Origin of the sequence: Shouchella shacheensis (genome assembly GCF_001484965.1) — a bacterium.
GTDB classification, from domain to species: Bacteria; Bacillota; Bacilli; order Bacillales; family Bacillaceae_D; genus Shouchella; species Shouchella shacheensis.
In genome coordinates this window covers 80,643-97,277 of sequence record NZ_LLYY01000014.1, presented here as the reverse complement: position 1 = coordinate 97,277, position 16,635 = coordinate 80,643, and the positions used below count along the sequence as shown (strand labels likewise).

Genomic DNA, 16,635 nt, shown 5'->3' with positions numbered 1-16,635 from the left:
AAGAACTCGTTGGTCGCTCTCTTTTGTTGGCGACTCAATTAATATATCACTGTCAGCAACAAGAGTCAACAACTTTTTTTGCTAAGTGGAGAACTACTAACTGCGACAGGAAATTCATTTTACCATTTGCTTTAAAAATAAACAACCCCTTTTTTTAAAAAAATCTAGGCAGAGGCCAGCAACTCGGCGATGTCCAAAGAACAGATCTTGTCTTCCTATTCGTTTCAATAAATGCTGTATCGTTTACGAAGGGGGCTTCAAGTCGAGAGGCGGTCTGCTACTCGCAATCCCGGCTTTGGATTTCAGTGCAGGACTGAACAATCTCGCGCTTTTACCTGCCGAAGCTAGAAAATACCGTCAGAGATTTCTCTGACGGTTCTGACCTAAACGCTATTCACTCTTGTCTTCCTTCGAGGATTCAACCTCTTCTTGCTCCGATTCCTCTTCAGCCAATTCGTCGACTTCATCATCGTTAATATTCACACGAGCGACCGTCGCCACTTCTTCCCCTTTATTAACGCGAATTAGCATCACACCTTGGGTGATCCTTCCGGTTGTTGAGATGCCTTCAACATTTGTTCGTATGATGACGCCATGAGCGGTGACGATCATAATATCATCATCTTCAGCAATCATTTTCAAGGAAACAAGCGGGCCATTTTTATCCGTGATGTTACACGTCTTGATGCCTTTTCCACCGCGATTCTGAATCCGATACTCATCGATCGGGGTGCGTTTGCCGTAGCCCTTTTCCGTGACAACAAGGACCTTCTGATCTTCGCTGATGACGTCCATGCCCACGACCCCGTCATCTTCGGAAAGCGCAATTCCTTTTACACCGCCAGCAGTTCGGCCCATCAGGCGAACATCTCCTTCTGGGAAGCGAATCGCCATCCCTTGCTTTGTGCCGATGATAATCTCTCGCTCTCCGTTCGTAAGACGAACGCCGTGCAGCGCATCATCCTCACGAAGGTTAATGGCAAACAGACCGCCTTTACGGATGTTGGCAAAAGCGGAAAGCTTGGTCCGCTTGGCGATTCCGTGTTCTGTTAAGAAGAACAAATAGGAGGCATCGTCAAATGCTTCAATCGGAATGACGGTACTGATATATTCACCTGGATCGATTTGAAGCAGATTGATGGCCGGAATGCCTTTGGCGGTACGTCCCAACTCTGGAATTTCATAGCCTTTAAGACGGTAGACTTTGCCTTTGTTCGTGAAAAATAGCACCGTGTGATGAGTATTTGTCGTGAATAGGTGCTGTACAAAGTCATCGTCATTGGTACCCATGCCTTGAATTCCCTTGCCCCCACGCCGCTGGGCGCGATACGTAGAGACTGGAAGGCGCTTAATATAGCCATTATGGGTGATGGTGATCACAATGTTCTGCCTTGGAATCAAGTCTTCATCTTCCAGATGGTCTTCACTCATCGAGATCACCGTCCGGCGTTCGTCATTGTATTTCTGCTTCACAACCATCAATTCTTCACGGATAATCTCCAGCACTTTTTCATGATCAGCTAAAATGGCTTTTAGCTCTGCAATACGCTTCACAAGCTCGTTGTATTCTTGCTCAATTTTGTCACGCTCCAGCCCTGTTAGGCGCTGAAGACGCATGTCAAGAATCGCCTGCGCCTGTTCATAGCTTAGCTCAAAACGTTCCATTAACCCAGTTCGAGCGACTTCCGTCGTCTCCGACCCTCGAATCAAGGCGATAATTTCATCGATGTGATCGAGAGCGATTCGAAGACCTTCAAGGATATGCGCGCGCGCTTCCGCTTTTTTCAATTCAAACGCGGTGCGGCGGCGGATGACGTCGACCTGGTGCTTAAGATAATTTTCTAAGCACTCTTTTAGATTTAAAACCTTCGGGCGTCCATCGACAAGGGCAAGCATATTAATCCCGAAACTTGTCTGCAAGGCCGTTTGTTTAAAGAGGTTATTCAAAATAACATTCGGATTGGCATCACGACGAACGTCAATGACGATGCGCATGCCGTTTCTGTCCGAGGAATCGGTGAGCTCGGTAATTCCTTCAATCTTTTTATCGCGCACAAGCTCAGCGATTTTCTCAATCAATCTTGCTTTGTTGACTTGATAGGGAAGCTCCGTAACCACAATACGCGGTTTTCCTTTATTGTCCTCGATTTCTGTCTTTGCTCGCTGCATGATTGAGCCTCTACCCGTCGTATAGGCTTTGCGGATGCCGGACCGTCCTAGAATTTCCGCACCGGTCGGAAAGTCAGGGCCAGGAATATACTCCATAAGCTCTGGCACCGTGATGTCCGGATTTTCAGAAAGTGCAAGTACCCCATCAATGACTTCTCCGAGCTGGTGCGGGGGGATATTGGTAGCCATCCCAACGGCAATTCCAGACGTTCCGTTTACAAGCAAGTTTGGAAAGCGCGCCGGCAAAACAGCAGGCTCGCGCTCTACTCCATCATAGTTATCTTGAAAATCGACGGTGTCTTTGTTAAGGTCACGCACGAGCTCCAAGGAGATTTTCGACATTTTCGATTCGGTGTACCGCATCGCTGCTGCTGAATCGCCATCAATCGAACCAAAATTCCCGTGCCCGTTCACAAGCATATAGCGATAGCTAAAATCTTGAGCCATGCGAACCATTGCGTCATAGACAGAGGAATCGCCATGGGGGTGGTATTTCCCGAGAACCTCTCCGACAATACGTGCCGATTTTTTGTAGGCTTTATCCGGCGTCATGCCAAGTTCATACATGGCATACAAAATCCGACGGTGGACGGGCTTCATGCCATCACGCACATCCGGAAGCGCACGACTTACAATAACGCTCATGGCATAGTCCATGAACGACGTTTTCATTTCTTGGTCAATCTGTATTTCTTTTAATCTTGATTGTTCTTCTTCAGCCATTGCGTAACCCTCCACGATAAGCCGTTAATCGCGCCTCGGCTTTCCATCTTAAATGTCCAAGTTCTTGACATACTGCGCATTTTCTTGAATAAAGTCGCGTCTAGGTTCAACACGATCGCCCATCAATATTTCAAAGATCTCATCTGCCTGAATGGCGTCCGCAAGGGTTACCTGAAGCATGGTTCGGGCTTCTGGATCCATCGTTGTGTCCCACAGCTGGGTGGCATTCATCTCGCCAAGACCTTTGTACCGTTGCACACTCGCTTTGGAACGATCTTCTACCGTCTCCATCAATGCATCCAATTCACGATCGGAGAAAACATAGTTAACCTTCGTCTTGCCTTGTTCAACTTTATAAAGAGGCGGCTGGGCAATGTAGACATACCCATTTTCAAGTAGCTCTCGCATATAGCGATAGAAAAAGGTAAGAATAAGGGTACGAATATGAGCACCGTCCACATCGGCATCCGTCATGATCACAACTTTGTGATACCGCGCTTTCTCAATATCAAACTCTTCACCGATCCCTGTGCCAATCGCGGTGATAATCATACGAATTTCATTGTTGCCAAGAATCCGGTCGAGTCTTGCTTTCTCAACGTTGAGGATCTTCCCCCGCAATGGAAGAATCGCTTGGAAATACGGGTCTCGTCCACCCTTGGCCGACCCTCCCGCGGAGTCCCCCTCCACAATGAACAATTCGCTTTTCGTCGCGTCCTTGGATGAACAGTCCGTCAGTTTTCCTGGAAGGGAGTTGACTTCTAAGGCGCTCTTCCTACGCGTCAGCTCACGCGCTTTCTTGGCCGCTTCGCGAGCACGAGAGGCCATCAGCCCTTTGTCCACGACTTTTCTTGCGACAGAGGGATGCTCGTTTAAAAACCGAGAGAAACTTTCAGAAAAAAGCGAGTCTGTAATTGTTCGAGCCTCGCTGTTTCCGAGCTTTGTTTTTGTCTGCCCCTCAAATTGTGGGTCTGGGATTTTGACAGAAATAATCGCTGTTAACCCTTCTCGTACATCCTCACCTGTCAGGTTTGGATCGTTTTCTTTGAAGAGGTTATTTTTGCGGGCGTAATCATTGATGACCCGTGTCAACCCTGTCTTAAAGCCGGATTCATGCGTTCCACCCTCGTGCGTACTAATGTTGTTCGCAAATGAGTAAATGCTACTTGTGAAGCCATCGTTATACTGAACAGCGACCTCGACTGCTATTCCCCCACGCTCCGCTTCAACGTGAATTGGCTCCTCATGCAGCACTTCTCTCGCCCGGTTTAAATGCTGAACGAAGGAGGCGATTCCACCTTCATAAAAATACGTTTTGGTTTTGCCTTCTTCGTCTCGCTTATCGGTAATATGAATCGTTAAGCCTTTATTTAAAAACGCCAGCTCTCTCAATCTGGAAGCAAGCGTATCGAAATCAAATTCTGTCGTTTCTTGGAAAATTTTAGTGTCCGGCTTAAATGAAATGACGGTTCCCGTTTTCTCCGTGTCACCGACAACTTTCAAGTCTGCTTGTGGAACACCGCGGGAATACTCTTGGTGATAGACGTTTCCTTCAAGGTGGACGTTCACCTCGAGGCTTGATGATAGAGCATTTACAACCGAAGCCCCCACACCATGAAGTCCGCCGGAGACTTTATAGCCGCCGCCCCCAAATTTCCCTCCCGCGTGCAAGACCGTCATAATCACTTCCACGGCAGGGCGGCCCATCTTCTCATGAATACCAACAGGGATACCACGCCCATTATCCTCTACGCTAATGGAATCATTTTGTTCAATGGTTACAGAAATCTCATCGCAGTGGCCTGCCATCGCTTCATCGATACTGTTATCAACAATTTCCCACACGAGGTGGTGTAATCCTCTTGCTGCGGTTGATCCGATGTACATTCCTGGGCGTTTTCGAACAGCCTCGAGTCCCTCTAATACTTGTATTTGACTTTCGTCATACGCTTGGTCATGATTGTTTTCCACTATCCTTCACCTTCTCACCCGGATCTAGTTAGCATCCGTCTCTACTTTCCTAATCCTCACTTCTCATTGTTCGTGTAGATCTCCTCAAAGGCAGCCCCCGGCCGCATCGCGGACCGTCGGCTAAGCGTACTGGAGGAAACCGGCGAGTAATAGACTTTATCGTCTGTAATCACGATCGACTTCACGGTCTCTTCATCCGAAATTAGTATCGACTGTTCCTCCTGTTTTTGCTGCCTTAAAAAATTCGTTGTGTATGCAGGTAACTCCTCGCTTGGGTACTGAAATATAGCAACGATACTACGGGCACGTAGCATCACGTCCCCACCTATATGGATGTACATCCTCTCACCTCGGCTTCTCACTGACGTTTGTAACCGTTCCATCCTCTACTGAAAACACTAGCGCTGCGCCCAGCACGTTCTTATGCAAACCACTCGTTGATGTGGTGGTGACAAACGTTTGCACCTTGTTTTGGATCGTTTCCAACAAATGCGACTGCCTATAGTCATCAAGCTCTGAAAGAACATCATCGAGCAGCAGGACCGGATACTCTCCTACCTCTGTATGAATAAGGTCAATCTCTGCCAACTTCACAGAAAGTGCCGTTGTGCGCTGTTGTCCTTGGGATCCATACGTCTGCACATCCCGATCATTGACGATGAAGGCCAGGTCATCACGATGAGGCCCAAACAGCGTTGTACCTCTACGTATCTCCTGTTCTTTGCGTCTTTCGTACGCCGAATAAAGGTCTTCTTTTATTTTCGACACATCTGTCCCTTCTGATACCTCTACTGAAGGGGAATACAAAAGGCCAAGCGTTTCCCTGCCGCGGCTAATCGCTTCATGAATAGGCGCCGCAAACCCTTGTAGTTTTACGATAAAGGTTACACGCTTTTGTGAAATCACAGCTCCGTGTTCAATCAATTGATCCGTCAACACATCGAGCATGGCTGGCGTGCCTTTTTTCGCCTGCAACTCTTTAAGCAACACATTGCGCTGCTTGAGGACCTTGTGATAAAGGGACAGATGATGCAAGTACAAAGGACTAATTTGTCCAAGCTCCATGTCAATGAAGCGCCGGCGAACATGGGGACCCCCTTTTACAAGATTGAGATCCTCCGGGGCAAACATCACGACGTTCAAGGTGCCAACGTAGTCACTCAGGCGCCGCTGCTCGAGACCGTTCACTTTTCCCTTTTTTCCTTTGCTGGAAAGGGCTAAGCTCACTTCCACGTCTCCATTCCTGCGGCTGGCGGTAGCCGAGATATGCGCAAATGGAGCTTGAAATTGGATGAGCTCCTTGTCCTTCGCCGTTCGATGTGATTTGGCGAGCGCCAAGACATAGATGGCTTCCAACACATTGGTTTTGCCTTGAGCATTTTCGCCAATAAAGACGTTGACCTTGCTGCCGAATGTTAGCGAGAGCTGTTCGTAATTGCGAAAGGAACGCAAGGAGAGCGTATGAATGATCATCGCCTCTTAATCCTTCTGCACGATTTGAAATTCACGTCCGTCTTCGAGCTCAATGACATCACCCGTTCTTAGCTTCTTTCCTCGGCGGTTCTCTGCTTCCCCGTTTACAGCCACAGCAAATTCTTCAAGATACCACTTCGCCATTCCGCCCGTATCAATGGCTCCTACTTCCTTGAGCAGTTGCCCAAGCGTCATATACTCCGTTGTTATGACTACTTGTTCCACAAATGAACCCTCACAATCCGTTACACGAAATGGAAGACAGCAAATCTCTACGGTGAAATGCTGCCTTAGTTGGTAACGTTATTCGTTTTTTGTTGTCTTTACTCTCGGGATGTTGTGCTGTTTTCTTTGATTTTTATAGTCCTCTCTCATTGTACTAAAGGTTGGGCATATAGCCAAGTCCTTTTCTTTCGTCCTCATTCGAGACCTTCTTCAGAGAGTTTCCCAGCAGGGTGCGACCCGCCTTCGCTTTTCCCGATCCAGCTAGAGCGCCCACTCGCTCGTGGTTTCTTCACGCCGCCAGATCAAGCCAAGACCGGGCTTGATCCTGCCGCCGCTCCAGAACTTGTCGCTCGTGTGCAGGGCGCCTCCGCTTTTCTTTTGATCCAGCTGCAGCGGGTAGGAGCTTCGAGATTTTTCGCCCTGACAACGAAATCCAAAACCGGTATTTCTTTTGTCAGGCCTTCCAAAATCTTCGCTTCTTAACGACCCGCCTTCACCTTTCTGTCAATACGTCCTGACTGGGGAGAAGAGATGCAGATAGTGGTCGGAATCCGTCGGGCGAATGACGAATGGGCTCATCACTCCTGTAAAGGTGATATGGATGTCGTCACTGTCGATCACTTTAAGGGCATCGATTACGTTTTTACCGTTGAAGGAAATTCTCATATCTTCTCCCTCGACATTGGACGTGTCTAAGCGTTCCGTCACTTTCCCCACCTCCTGCGAAGTGGACGTTATTTCAATTTGCTCTCCTTCAAGCGTTTTTAAGTTGATTACATTGTTCTTCCCCTCCCTCGACAAAAGCAGCGCACGTTCAAGGGTTTGCAAAAACGGTTTTGTCTTTAAAACAAAAGACGTTTTTGCCTGTGTGGGGATCATCCCCGAGGTTAAAGGGTACTTTCCTTCCAGTAGCCTTGAGAAAAACAGCAAGTTTCCTAGCTTAAAAAGCACTTGATTGTCTGTAACAACAACTTCTGTAGGATCGGAGGAGTCCTCGAGAATTTTGCTCAGTTCCTGCAAACTCTTCCCTGGAATGACGACATTATGAAACGTTAACTCTTCGGTATTGCGCTCCACTTTCGTTTTTCGCAGTGCTAGCCTGTGACTATCTGTTCCAGTACAGGTTAACTCTCCGTTTTCCGTTTCAAAGTTTACACCTGTCAACACTGGGCGTGTTTCCTGAGTGGACACCGCAAAGACCGTTTGACGAATGACGTTTTTCAGCATGTCCTGGGGCAAGCTGAAAAGAAGGTCTTCTTCTAACTGTGGAAGACGGGGATATTCTTCAGGGTCAAGGCCATTCAAATTAAACACGGAAGAAGCCGAACGGATCGTGGCTGCGAATTGATCTTGCACTTGGATTTCAATGGTTTCGCCCGGCAGTTTTTTGACGATTTCCACAAAATATTTGGCCTGCAGTACAATGCTCCCTTCTTCATGGATCGTGACGATTTCCATATCTTCTTCTGTTGTTGGGATAAAAGCTTCAATCGAAAGATCAGAGTCACTTCCCGTAAGAGTCAGTCCTCCCGTTGTTGCGACCAGTTTGATTCCCGTTAAAATAGGAATCGTTGTTCTAGAGGAGACAGCTTTCGCCACGTGCTGTATCTCTTGAACCATTCGATTCCGATCAATAATAAAATGCATAGCAGCTAGCTCCTTTAACTATAAATTAATAAGTACTTAAAATCGTCGTAGTAGTAATAGGGCTTGTTTATTTGTGGATAAATGCGAAAAAAACGTAAAGAGACAGCCTATCCACTTGTGGGTAATTTGTGGATAGGCTTGTCTGCGTTGTTCACATGTGCACAGCGCTATTGTCGCAACTGTTCGGTCATGGCCTGAACTTTTTGCTGCAGGTCCTGATCAGTGGAAAGGAGCTTGGATATTTTTTCGTGAGCATGAATCACGGTTGTATGGTCCCTGCCTCCAAATTCACTCCCTATTTTCGGCAAAGAGGCATCCGTCATTTCACGAGAAAGATACATGGCAATTTGCCTAGGAAACGCAACAGATTTGGTCCGCTTCTTCGCCTTAAAATCCTCAAGTTTTACTTGATAGTAGTGGCCGACCATCTTTTGAATGTCGACAATGGTGAGTGTTTTTGGCATGGCGTTTGGAATAATATCCTTAAGAGCCTCTGCTGCCAAGTCAGCGTTCATATCTTGGTTGATGAGTGAGGAATACGCCACGACTCGTATTAACGCTCCTTCCAGCTCACGTATATTCGTATCAATTTGATTGGCAATATAGAGCATGACTTCATTTGGGATGTCCAGGTTTTCCGCTTTCGCCTTCTTGCGTAAAATCGCAATCCGTGTTTCCAAATCTGGAGGCGTAATATCCGTGATTAAGCCCCATTCGAAGCGAGAGCGAAGTCGGTCTTCCAATGTTGGAATTTCTTTCGGCGGTCGGTCACTTGAGATGACGATTTGTTTGGACTCCTCATGAAGCGCATTAAACGTGTGAAAGAACTCTTCCTGTGTTTGAATCTTGCCGGCGATAAACTGAATGTCATCGATCAGAAGGACGTCAACGCTCCGGTATTTATTGCGAAAATGAACAGCTTTATTGTCGCGGATCGCGTTAATAAATTCGTTTGTGAATTTTTCTGAAGACAAATAAAGCACATTCGCATTTGGGTTATGTTCCATGACATAGTGGCCAATCGCATGCATTAAGTGGGTTTTTCCTAAACCAACACCCCCATAAATAAAAAGCGGGTTGTAGGCCTTCGCTGGAGCTTCAGCTACCGCAAGCGATGCCGCATGAGCAAAGCGGTTGCCGGAGCCAATCACAAACGTGTTGAACGTATACTTATCATTAAGCATCGTTTTAGATGAAGTGGGTGAGGTGGTTGTGCTAGACTCTGGCGGCGCTTGTGGAATTGGTTCTGGTACGACTTCTTCTTCCTCGTGTTGAGGAATCACAAATTTAGGCATAAGACGGGCACCGGTGAGCTCCTCAATGATATCCGCTGCTAAAGAGGAATAGTGGTTTTCTAACCAGTCGCGCGCAAACTCGTTCGGTGCAGTGATGGTGATGACCTCATTTTGAAGCGTGTTTGCCTTTGTTGATTTTAGCCACGTTTCATAGCTCGGTTTGCTCACCTTCGTTTCCATCTTGCCGAGCACTTGATCCCATAAATCATGTACGTTTTCCAAAAAGTCCCCTCCTTCTATAGCTGATGTAAGCCCCGAAATGAAAACGCCGTACAATAGCTGTACAACGTTGTATAAGAAATGTACAAGGTGCATGTATAAACATTCATGCACGTGGATGGTGTGAAAAGGATATAATATAGTAGGAAACCGTCTTGTTCAGACCTTGCACACGCTGTGGAAAACGATGTAAACAAAACAAAAAACCTGTCCACAACCTTACCCACAGGCTGTGGACAGGTTTTTTGCCTGAACATCAATCCACGAGTGAAAACAATATAATCATAGCAAAAAAGAATAACAGTCGCAACGGTTTGTTTGATTTATCCACAAAATGCCGTATCTTGTGGTGGATGTTTGTCCACAATACTAGATATGTGCACACGCTGTCGATAAGCAGGTGGGGAAAACGAAGAAATGGATGAATGCTGTCCACAGCTGTCGAACGGACGCAAAAAGAGGGAGAAAAAAGCAGCTTGACAATCAGTCGTTACGTTCTTTATAATTTTTAAGAGTGTCTGCTAGATACAATCCTCGAAGGAGGTGGAATACATGGGTAAACCAACTTTCCAACCCAATAATCGCAAACGGAAAAAGAATCACGGATTCCGTGCTCGTATGGCTACAAAGAATGGCCGTAACGTGCTCGCGCGCCGTCGTCAAAAAGGAAGAAAAGTATTGTCTGCATAGACCACTGACATCAGTGGTCTTTTTCAGCGCAGACAAGGGGTCGTGTTCAAGGATGAAAAAGGATCAGCGAGTCAAAAAGAGTCAAGAGTTCTCTAAGGTTTTTAAAGAGGGGACGTCTTTTGCCAACCGCCAGTTTGTATTGTACGTACTTGCGAAAGAGGGACAAGAGCAATGGAGAGTCGGTCTCTCGGTATCCAAACGCGTAGGCAACGCGGTTGTTAGAAATCGCGTGAAACGTCTCGTACGCGAGGTGTTTCAAAGCGCAACTGACGAACTTAGGCCTGGGTGTGACTATGTCGTGATTGCTAGAGTCCCGGCAAAGGACTTATCCTACTCAGAGGTTCGAAGGAGTCTTTTCCACGTGATGAGAAAGGCCAAAGTGATACACAAACCAAAGCGCTCGTCAGAATGAAGGGATAGGCTCGGGTGGGTTGTTTAGTTCTTCGAACGCAGGTCACTTTTTAAACAGCCTTTCTATTTATATAAAGAAGAAACTATATTTCTAGGTGTGTGAGGGGAGCTTGCCGTGAGGAAAAAGCTTGGGCTTACAGCTCTTTTGCTAACCATGCTGCTTGTGATGTCAGGCTGTTTTAGCATTGAAGAGCCGATTTCGTCAAACAGTGAAGGATTTTGGAACTCATTTTTTGTGTATCCGCTCTCTTTTCTGATTGTCTGGTTCGCCGATTTTTTGCAGAATTATGGATTAGCCATCATAGCTGTTACGATTTTATTTAGACTACTGCTTCTGCCGTTAATGGTAAAACAAACCAAGAGCATGAAGGCCATGCAGCAGCTGCAGCCGGAAATGCAAAAGCTTCGTGAAACGTACAGCGCAAAGGATCAACGTACGCAGCAAAAGATGCAGCAAGAAATGCAGGCACTTTTCGCTAAACATAAGGTCAACCCGTTTGCAGGTTGTCTGCCTCTAATCATTCAGATGCCAATCTTTTTAGCCATTTATCATGCCATTATGCGAACGCCAGAGCTCGCAGGTCAGTCGTTTCTCTGGTTTGCATTAAGCGATCCCGACCCATTCTTTATTTTGCCTGTACTAGCTTTTGTGCTTACGTTCGTGCAGCAGAAAATGATGATGGTTCAAGACAACCCGCAAATGAAGATTTTGCTTTATTTAATGCCAATCATGATTCTGGTCATTGGTGTCTTTTTGCCATCAGCGGTTATTCTGTACTGGGTAGTCGGGAACATTTTCATGATTTTGCAAACGTACTTCATTACCGGGCCGAGTGCTGGTAAACGCGGCCTCGAAAAAACGGTTGTCGACCAAGAGCAGAAGAACTCTGGAGCGAAAAGGAACTCCAGTGGCGCTAATAATAAAAAGAGCAATAAGAAAAGCAACAAGAAGAAGTCTGGCCGTAAGAAGAAAAAATAAGCTTGTTAGGGGAGGAAGAACGCGTGAGAAAACTTACCGTTTCAGGTCGAACCGTTGAAGAAGCTATTGAACAAGCCGCACGTGAACTAAATGCGGAGCCAATGAGGCTTTCGTATGAAGTGGTTGAAAAGCCACAGAAGGGATTTCTTGGTCTCTTCGGGGCGAAGCGTGCGGTCATCGACGCTTATGTAAAGCCTGACTCCTACGAGACTGCGCAATCTTTCTTGTCAACCACCCTTGAGCTAATGGATATCGAAGTCAATATGGATGTTAAAAAAAGCAACAAAGAGCTGCATATCCAGATGACAACGAATGAAAGCAAAGAACAAGGACTGCTGATCGGAAAAAAAGGGCAAACCTTGGATGCTCTTGAATACCTTTCAAATTTAGCTGTGGCCAACAGCGACACGAATGAGCATGTTCGCGTTCAATTGGACGTCGGCAATTATCGACTGCGACGAACCGAGTCTCTACGCGATTTGGCTTTTCGTGTAAGTAAAAAAGCCAAATCCCTCGAAGAAGCTGTGGTGCTTGAGCCAATGCCGGCGAGAGAACGGAAGGTTATTCACACCGCACTTGCGAAAGTAAAAGAGGTTGAGACGGTATCGAGCGGTCAGGGAGCAAGACGACATGTGGTCGTCAAACCAAAACGTTAACCATTAACCATAGGCTAGTGGAAAACCCGTGCATCTTGTCGAACCAAAGAGCACGGGTTTTCGAGTCCAAGCCTTCCAAAATCTGCGCTTCTGTTTGACCCGCCTATCCAAGTTCAGGGAATAGATTTTCCGTCACTCGTATGCTATTCTTATAATTTAAGAGCATGCGTATGGCAGTGAAATACTAAGAAATCCATCACGAAAGGCGAAGACCTATTCATGATGGTTCATTTTTTGTCTATCCGAAGCGCATTTTGGTATTGTCTAGCTGCGGCGGGTAGAAGCGCCTGCGCATTTCGGCATAGGTTGGGCTACAGATGGAGGTGGTAACATGGAATTCGATACAATTGCCGCGATTTCGACTGCCCTTGGTGAGGGAGCGATTGGGATTGTCCGGCTGAGCGGAGACGAAGCGATTGCAATTAGCGACAAGCTGTTTAAAGGAAATACGCCTCTTGCGGATGTGCCAAGTCATACCATTGTCTACGGCCATTTGCTAGACGATGAAGAAAAGACAACCGTGGAAGAGGCGATGGTGACGGTGATGCGCGCCCCTAAGACGTATACACGGGAAGACGTCGTGGAGATCAATTGCCACGGCGGCCTTGTGTCCGTTAATCGCGTCTTGCAACTCGTGCTCAGGCATGGGGCTCGTCTGGCTGAGCCGGGGGAATTCACGAAACGCGCGTTTTTAAATGGACGAATTGATTTGTCTCAAGCAGAAGGCGTTATGGATTTGATTCGCTCAAAAACCGACCGCGCCATGAACGTCGCACTGCGCCAAGTGGAGGGCAGGCTATCTGCTAAGATTCAGCAGCTCAGGCAAGCGGTGCTTGAAACCGTGGCTAGCGTAGAGGTCAACATTGACTACCCAGAATACGATGCGGAAACGGTCACTCATGGTATTTTGCAAGAGAAAATGTCATTTGTCTTACAGGAAATCGAGGCGCTTCTTGTGACGGCGAAGCAAGGAAAGATCTTGCGGGAAGGGCTCGCCACAGCAATTATTGGTCGACCAAACGTAGGGAAGTCCTCGTTGATGAATAGCCTGGTCCATGAAGCGAAGGCCATTGTCACGGATATCCCAGGGACGACAAGGGACACGCTTGAAGAGTATGTGAACGTCAGAGGAGTGCCGCTTCGGCTCGTGGACACAGCTGGGATTCGAGAAACAGAGGATATTGTCGAGCGAATGGGGGTTGAGCGTTCGAGACAGGCCTTAAAAGAAGCGGATCTGGTTTTACTTGTCCTTAATTATGGAGAGGATTTAATGGTAGAGGATGAGGCGTTGTTTGAAGCGGTCGAAGGGCTCGATGTGGTCGTTATCGTTAATAAAACCGATCAAGAGAAACGCTTGGATATGGAGAAAGTCCGGAAGTTTGCAGATGGTCGCCCGGTTGTTACAACAGCCTTGATCCATGAAGAAGGCGTCGATCGACTAGAAGAGGCGATTGGCGAGCTATTCTTTGCTGGCGGAGTGGAAGGCGGAGACTTGACGTATGTCTCCAACGCCCGCCATATCGGTCTTCTTGAACATGCCAGACAGACCGCGCGCGACTCACTTAGCGCCAGTGATAGGAATGTTCCCATTGATCTCGTACAAATCGACGTCACCAGAACGTGGGAGCTACTCGGGGAAATCATCGGTGAAGACATTCAAGACAGCCTCATCGACCAGCTCTTTTCCCAATTCTGCTTGGGGAAATAAGAAAAGCGAAGGCGGGTTGGTTAGGAGCGAGAATTTTGGAGACCTGACAAAAGAAATCCCGGTTTTGGATTTCGTTGTCAGGGCGAAAAATCTCGAAGCTCCTACCCGCCGCAGCTGGATCAGAAGAAAAGCGAAGGTGCCCTGATCACGAGCGACAAGTTCTGGAGCGACGGCAGGATCAAGCCCGGTCTTGGCTTGATCTGGCGGCGTGAAGAAACCTCGAGCGAGTGGGCGCCGCAGCTGGATCAGAAGAAAAGTGGAAGTGGGCGTTTAGGGGCGAAAAATCTTGGAAGGCAGGCTGCATCAAGCCTGAACTTGGCTTAATCAGGCTGACTGAAAGACTCGAGCCCCTGCCCACTGCAGCTGGATCAAGAAAAGCGAAGGCGGGTTGGTTAGGAGCTCCTACCCGCAACTCTCCATCTAAAAAAGGAAAGCAAACGCTAAACTGATAGAAAGAACGGAGACATTCGGATGCATGATCCTCATGCAAGTAAAGGAGGAAGCCATCAGCCATAGAGGATCGAAAAGACAGCTGTCTTTGGTTGTATGCTGATGGCCTGAACATGAGCTATCAAGGTGGAACATACGATGTTGTCGTTATTGGTGCCGGTCATGCGGGCGTTGAGGCGGGACTCGCGGCTGCAAGAATGGGCGCGAATACACTGATGCTGACACTAAACCTAGATGCGGTCGCGTTTATGCCATGTAACCCGTCGGTGGGAGGACCGGCGAAAGGCATTGTTGTCCGTGAAATTGACGCGCTAGGTGGAGAAATGGCGCGAAACATTGACAGAACCTACATTCAAATGCGGATGTTGAACACAGGGAAAGGCCCAGCTGTACGTGCGTTGCGGGCACAGGCCGATAAATTTAGCTATCAACAGGAAATGAAGAAGACCATTGAGGAGCAGGAGAATTTGCTTCTACGCCAAGGCATGGTGGAGCGATTGATCGTCGAGGACGGAGAGTGCCGCGGGGTCATTACCAATACCGGAGCTGAGTATCGGGCGAAAGCCGTTGTTGTTACGACTGGAACCTACCTACGTGGAAAAATTATTTTGGGAGAACTCTCCTATGATAGTGGACCGAATAATATGCAGCCTTCGGTAGAGCTTTCGCATCACTTACAGGAGCTTGGCTTTGAAATGGTTCGCTTTAAAACCGGGACGCCACCTCGGGTCAATGGAACGACCATTGATTATGAAAAAACGGAAATTCAGCCAGGCGACGATGAGCCGCGTGCCTTCTCTTACGAAACAACAAACTATATCACCGACCAGCTTCCTTGCTGGTTAACGTATACAGGAGAGAAAACGCACGAAATTATTTCGCTTAACCTTCGACGTTCACCGATGTATTCCGGTATGATAGAGGGAACGGGTCCAAGGTACTGCCCATCGATTGAAGATAAGGTAGTCCGTTTTAACGATAAGCCGCGCCATCAGATTTTTCTTGAGCCGGAAGGGCGGAACACGACAGAAGTATATGTGCAGGGCTTGTCGACCAGTCTCCCTGAAGACGTCCAGCTCGACATGCTGAAAACAGTGCCAGGCCTAGAAAACGTACGGATGATGCGTCCAGGTTATGCGATTGAGTACGATGCACTTGTCCCTACGCAGCTTTGGCCAACACTGGAAACAAAGAAAATGAGCGGGTTGTTCACAGCCGGACAAATCAACGGCACATCCGGGTACGAAGAAGCAGCCGGACAAGGCATTATGGCTGGCATTAATGCTGCACAAAAAGCCTTTGGCAAAGAAGGCATTATTCTCGACCGATCGGATGCGTATATTGGCGTGTTGATTGATGATCTCGTCACAAAAGGAACAAATGAGCCGTATCGTTTGCTGACGTCACGCGCCGAGTTCCGTTTGCTTTTGCGGCACGACAATGCGGATCTTCGTCTTACCGAATTAGGCCATACCATTGGACTCATTCCAGAGGAACGTTTCGCTCGATATGAAGGGAAAAAGGCAGCGGTGGAAAGAGAGAAAAAACGGGTGGGAACGTTGACGGTCAAACCTTCCGATGAATTGAATCAGTCGCTCGAAGAATGGGGTTCAGCCCCAATGAGTGAGGCCCTAAAGGCAACGTCGCTCTTGAAACGCCCGGAAATGACGTATGACCGTTTGGCTCCCTTCCTTCCAGGAGCGCCAGAGGAGCTAGATGAAGAAGTGCGTGAGCAAGTGGAAATTCAAGTGAAATACGAAGGGTATATTGAGAAAATGTGGCAGCAGGTGGAGCGTTTGAAGAAAATGGAGAAGAAGATTATTCCTGAAGATCTTGATTACGATGCCATCCATGGTCTTGCAACAGAAGCACGGCAAAAATTGAAGGAAGTCCGTCCGCTCTCTGTTGGGCAGGCGTCGCGTGTCTCTGGAGTGAACCCAGCGGATACGTCCATCCTTCTTGTGTACTTGGAGCAGGGGCGTTTAGCGAAAACATCATCTTAATACGGAAGGACGACCA

13 protein-coding genes are annotated in these 16,635 nt (G+C 47.6%); 6 read left to right on the top strand and 7 right to left on the bottom strand.

Going from position 1 to position 16,635, the window contains the following annotated elements; translation table 11 throughout:
- Positions 1-390: 390 nt before the first annotated feature.
- From gyrA to dnaA, 7 genes are all read right to left on the bottom strand, one after another.
- Positions 391-2,892 carry a DNA gyrase subunit A gene (gyrA, locus tag AVZ68_RS13595; RefSeq protein WP_059105100.1) on the bottom strand — a complete coding sequence of 834 codons (2,502 nt, stop codon included), beginning with the start codon at positions 2,890-2,892 and terminating at the stop codon, positions 391-393.
- 48 nt (positions 2,893-2,940) lie between these two features.
- Positions 2,941-4,863, bottom strand: coding sequence for a DNA topoisomerase (ATP-hydrolyzing) subunit B (gene gyrB, locus AVZ68_RS13590; protein WP_437182696.1), 1,923 nt, complete (start codon positions 4,861-4,863; stop codon positions 2,941-2,943).
- Positions 4,864-4,919: 56 nt separating this feature from the next.
- Entirely contained in the window at positions 4,920-5,204 is a 285-nt protein-coding gene (gene remB / locus AVZ68_RS13585) for an extracellular matrix regulator RemB (RefSeq protein WP_059105098.1), read from the bottom strand.
- A 4-nt stretch (positions 5,205-5,208) separates the two neighbouring features.
- Positions 5,209-6,336, bottom strand: a complete 1,128-nt coding sequence (recF, locus tag AVZ68_RS13580; protein WP_059105097.1) for a DNA replication/repair protein RecF — start codon at positions 6,334-6,336, stop codon at positions 5,209-5,211.
- 6 nt (positions 6,337-6,342) lie between these two features.
- Positions 6,343-6,606: a S4 domain-containing protein YaaA gene (yaaA, locus tag AVZ68_RS13575; protein ID WP_367576339.1), complete on the bottom strand. Its 264-nt coding sequence runs from the start codon at positions 6,604-6,606 to the stop codon at positions 6,343-6,345.
- 459 nt (positions 6,607-7,065) lie between these two features.
- Positions 7,066-8,208, bottom strand: a complete 1,143-nt coding sequence (dnaN, locus tag AVZ68_RS13570; RefSeq protein WP_059105096.1) for a DNA polymerase III subunit beta — start codon at positions 8,206-8,208, stop codon at positions 7,066-7,068.
- A 167-nt stretch (positions 8,209-8,375) separates the two neighbouring features.
- Positions 8,376-9,725 carry a chromosomal replication initiator protein DnaA gene (gene dnaA / locus AVZ68_RS13565; protein WP_059105095.1) on the bottom strand — a complete coding sequence of 450 codons (1,350 nt, stop codon included), beginning with the start codon at positions 9,723-9,725 and terminating at the stop codon, positions 8,376-8,378.
- Positions 9,726-10,274: 549 nt separating this feature from the next.
- On the opposite strand from dnaA, the gene rpmH reads away from it, so the two are divergent.
- The 6 genes from rpmH (at position 10,275) to mnmG (ending at position 16,619) form a co-directional block, all read left to right on the top strand.
- Positions 10,275-10,412 carry a 50S ribosomal protein L34 gene (gene rpmH, locus AVZ68_RS13560; protein ID WP_059105094.1) on the top strand — a complete coding sequence of 46 codons (138 nt, stop codon included), beginning with the start codon at positions 10,275-10,277 and terminating at the stop codon, positions 10,410-10,412.
- 52 nt (positions 10,413-10,464) lie between these two features.
- Entirely contained in the window at positions 10,465-10,824 is a 360-nt protein-coding gene (rnpA, locus tag AVZ68_RS13555) for a ribonuclease P protein component (RefSeq protein WP_059105093.1), read from the top strand.
- Positions 10,825-10,938: 114 nt separating this feature from the next.
- Positions 10,939-11,802, top strand: a complete 864-nt coding sequence (gene yidC, locus AVZ68_RS13550) for a membrane protein insertase YidC (protein ID WP_245628142.1) — start codon at positions 10,939-10,941, stop codon at positions 11,800-11,802.
- 23 nt (positions 11,803-11,825) lie between these two features.
- Positions 11,826-12,458, top strand: coding sequence for an RNA-binding cell elongation regulator Jag/EloR (gene jag / locus AVZ68_RS13545; protein WP_059105107.1), 633 nt, complete (start codon positions 11,826-11,828; stop codon positions 12,456-12,458).
- Positions 12,459-12,789: 331 nt separating this feature from the next.
- On the top strand, positions 12,790-14,166 hold the full coding sequence (gene mnmE, locus AVZ68_RS13540; RefSeq protein ID WP_059105092.1) for a tRNA uridine-5-carboxymethylaminomethyl(34) synthesis GTPase MnmE: 1,377 nt from the start codon (positions 12,790-12,792) through the stop codon (positions 14,164-14,166).
- A gap of 563 nt (positions 14,167-14,729) precedes the next feature.
- Positions 14,730-16,619: a tRNA uridine-5-carboxymethylaminomethyl(34) synthesis enzyme MnmG gene (gene mnmG / locus AVZ68_RS13530; protein WP_059105090.1), complete on the top strand. Its 1,890-nt coding sequence runs from the start codon at positions 14,730-14,732 to the stop codon at positions 16,617-16,619.
- Positions 16,620-16,635: the final 16 nt, after the last annotated feature.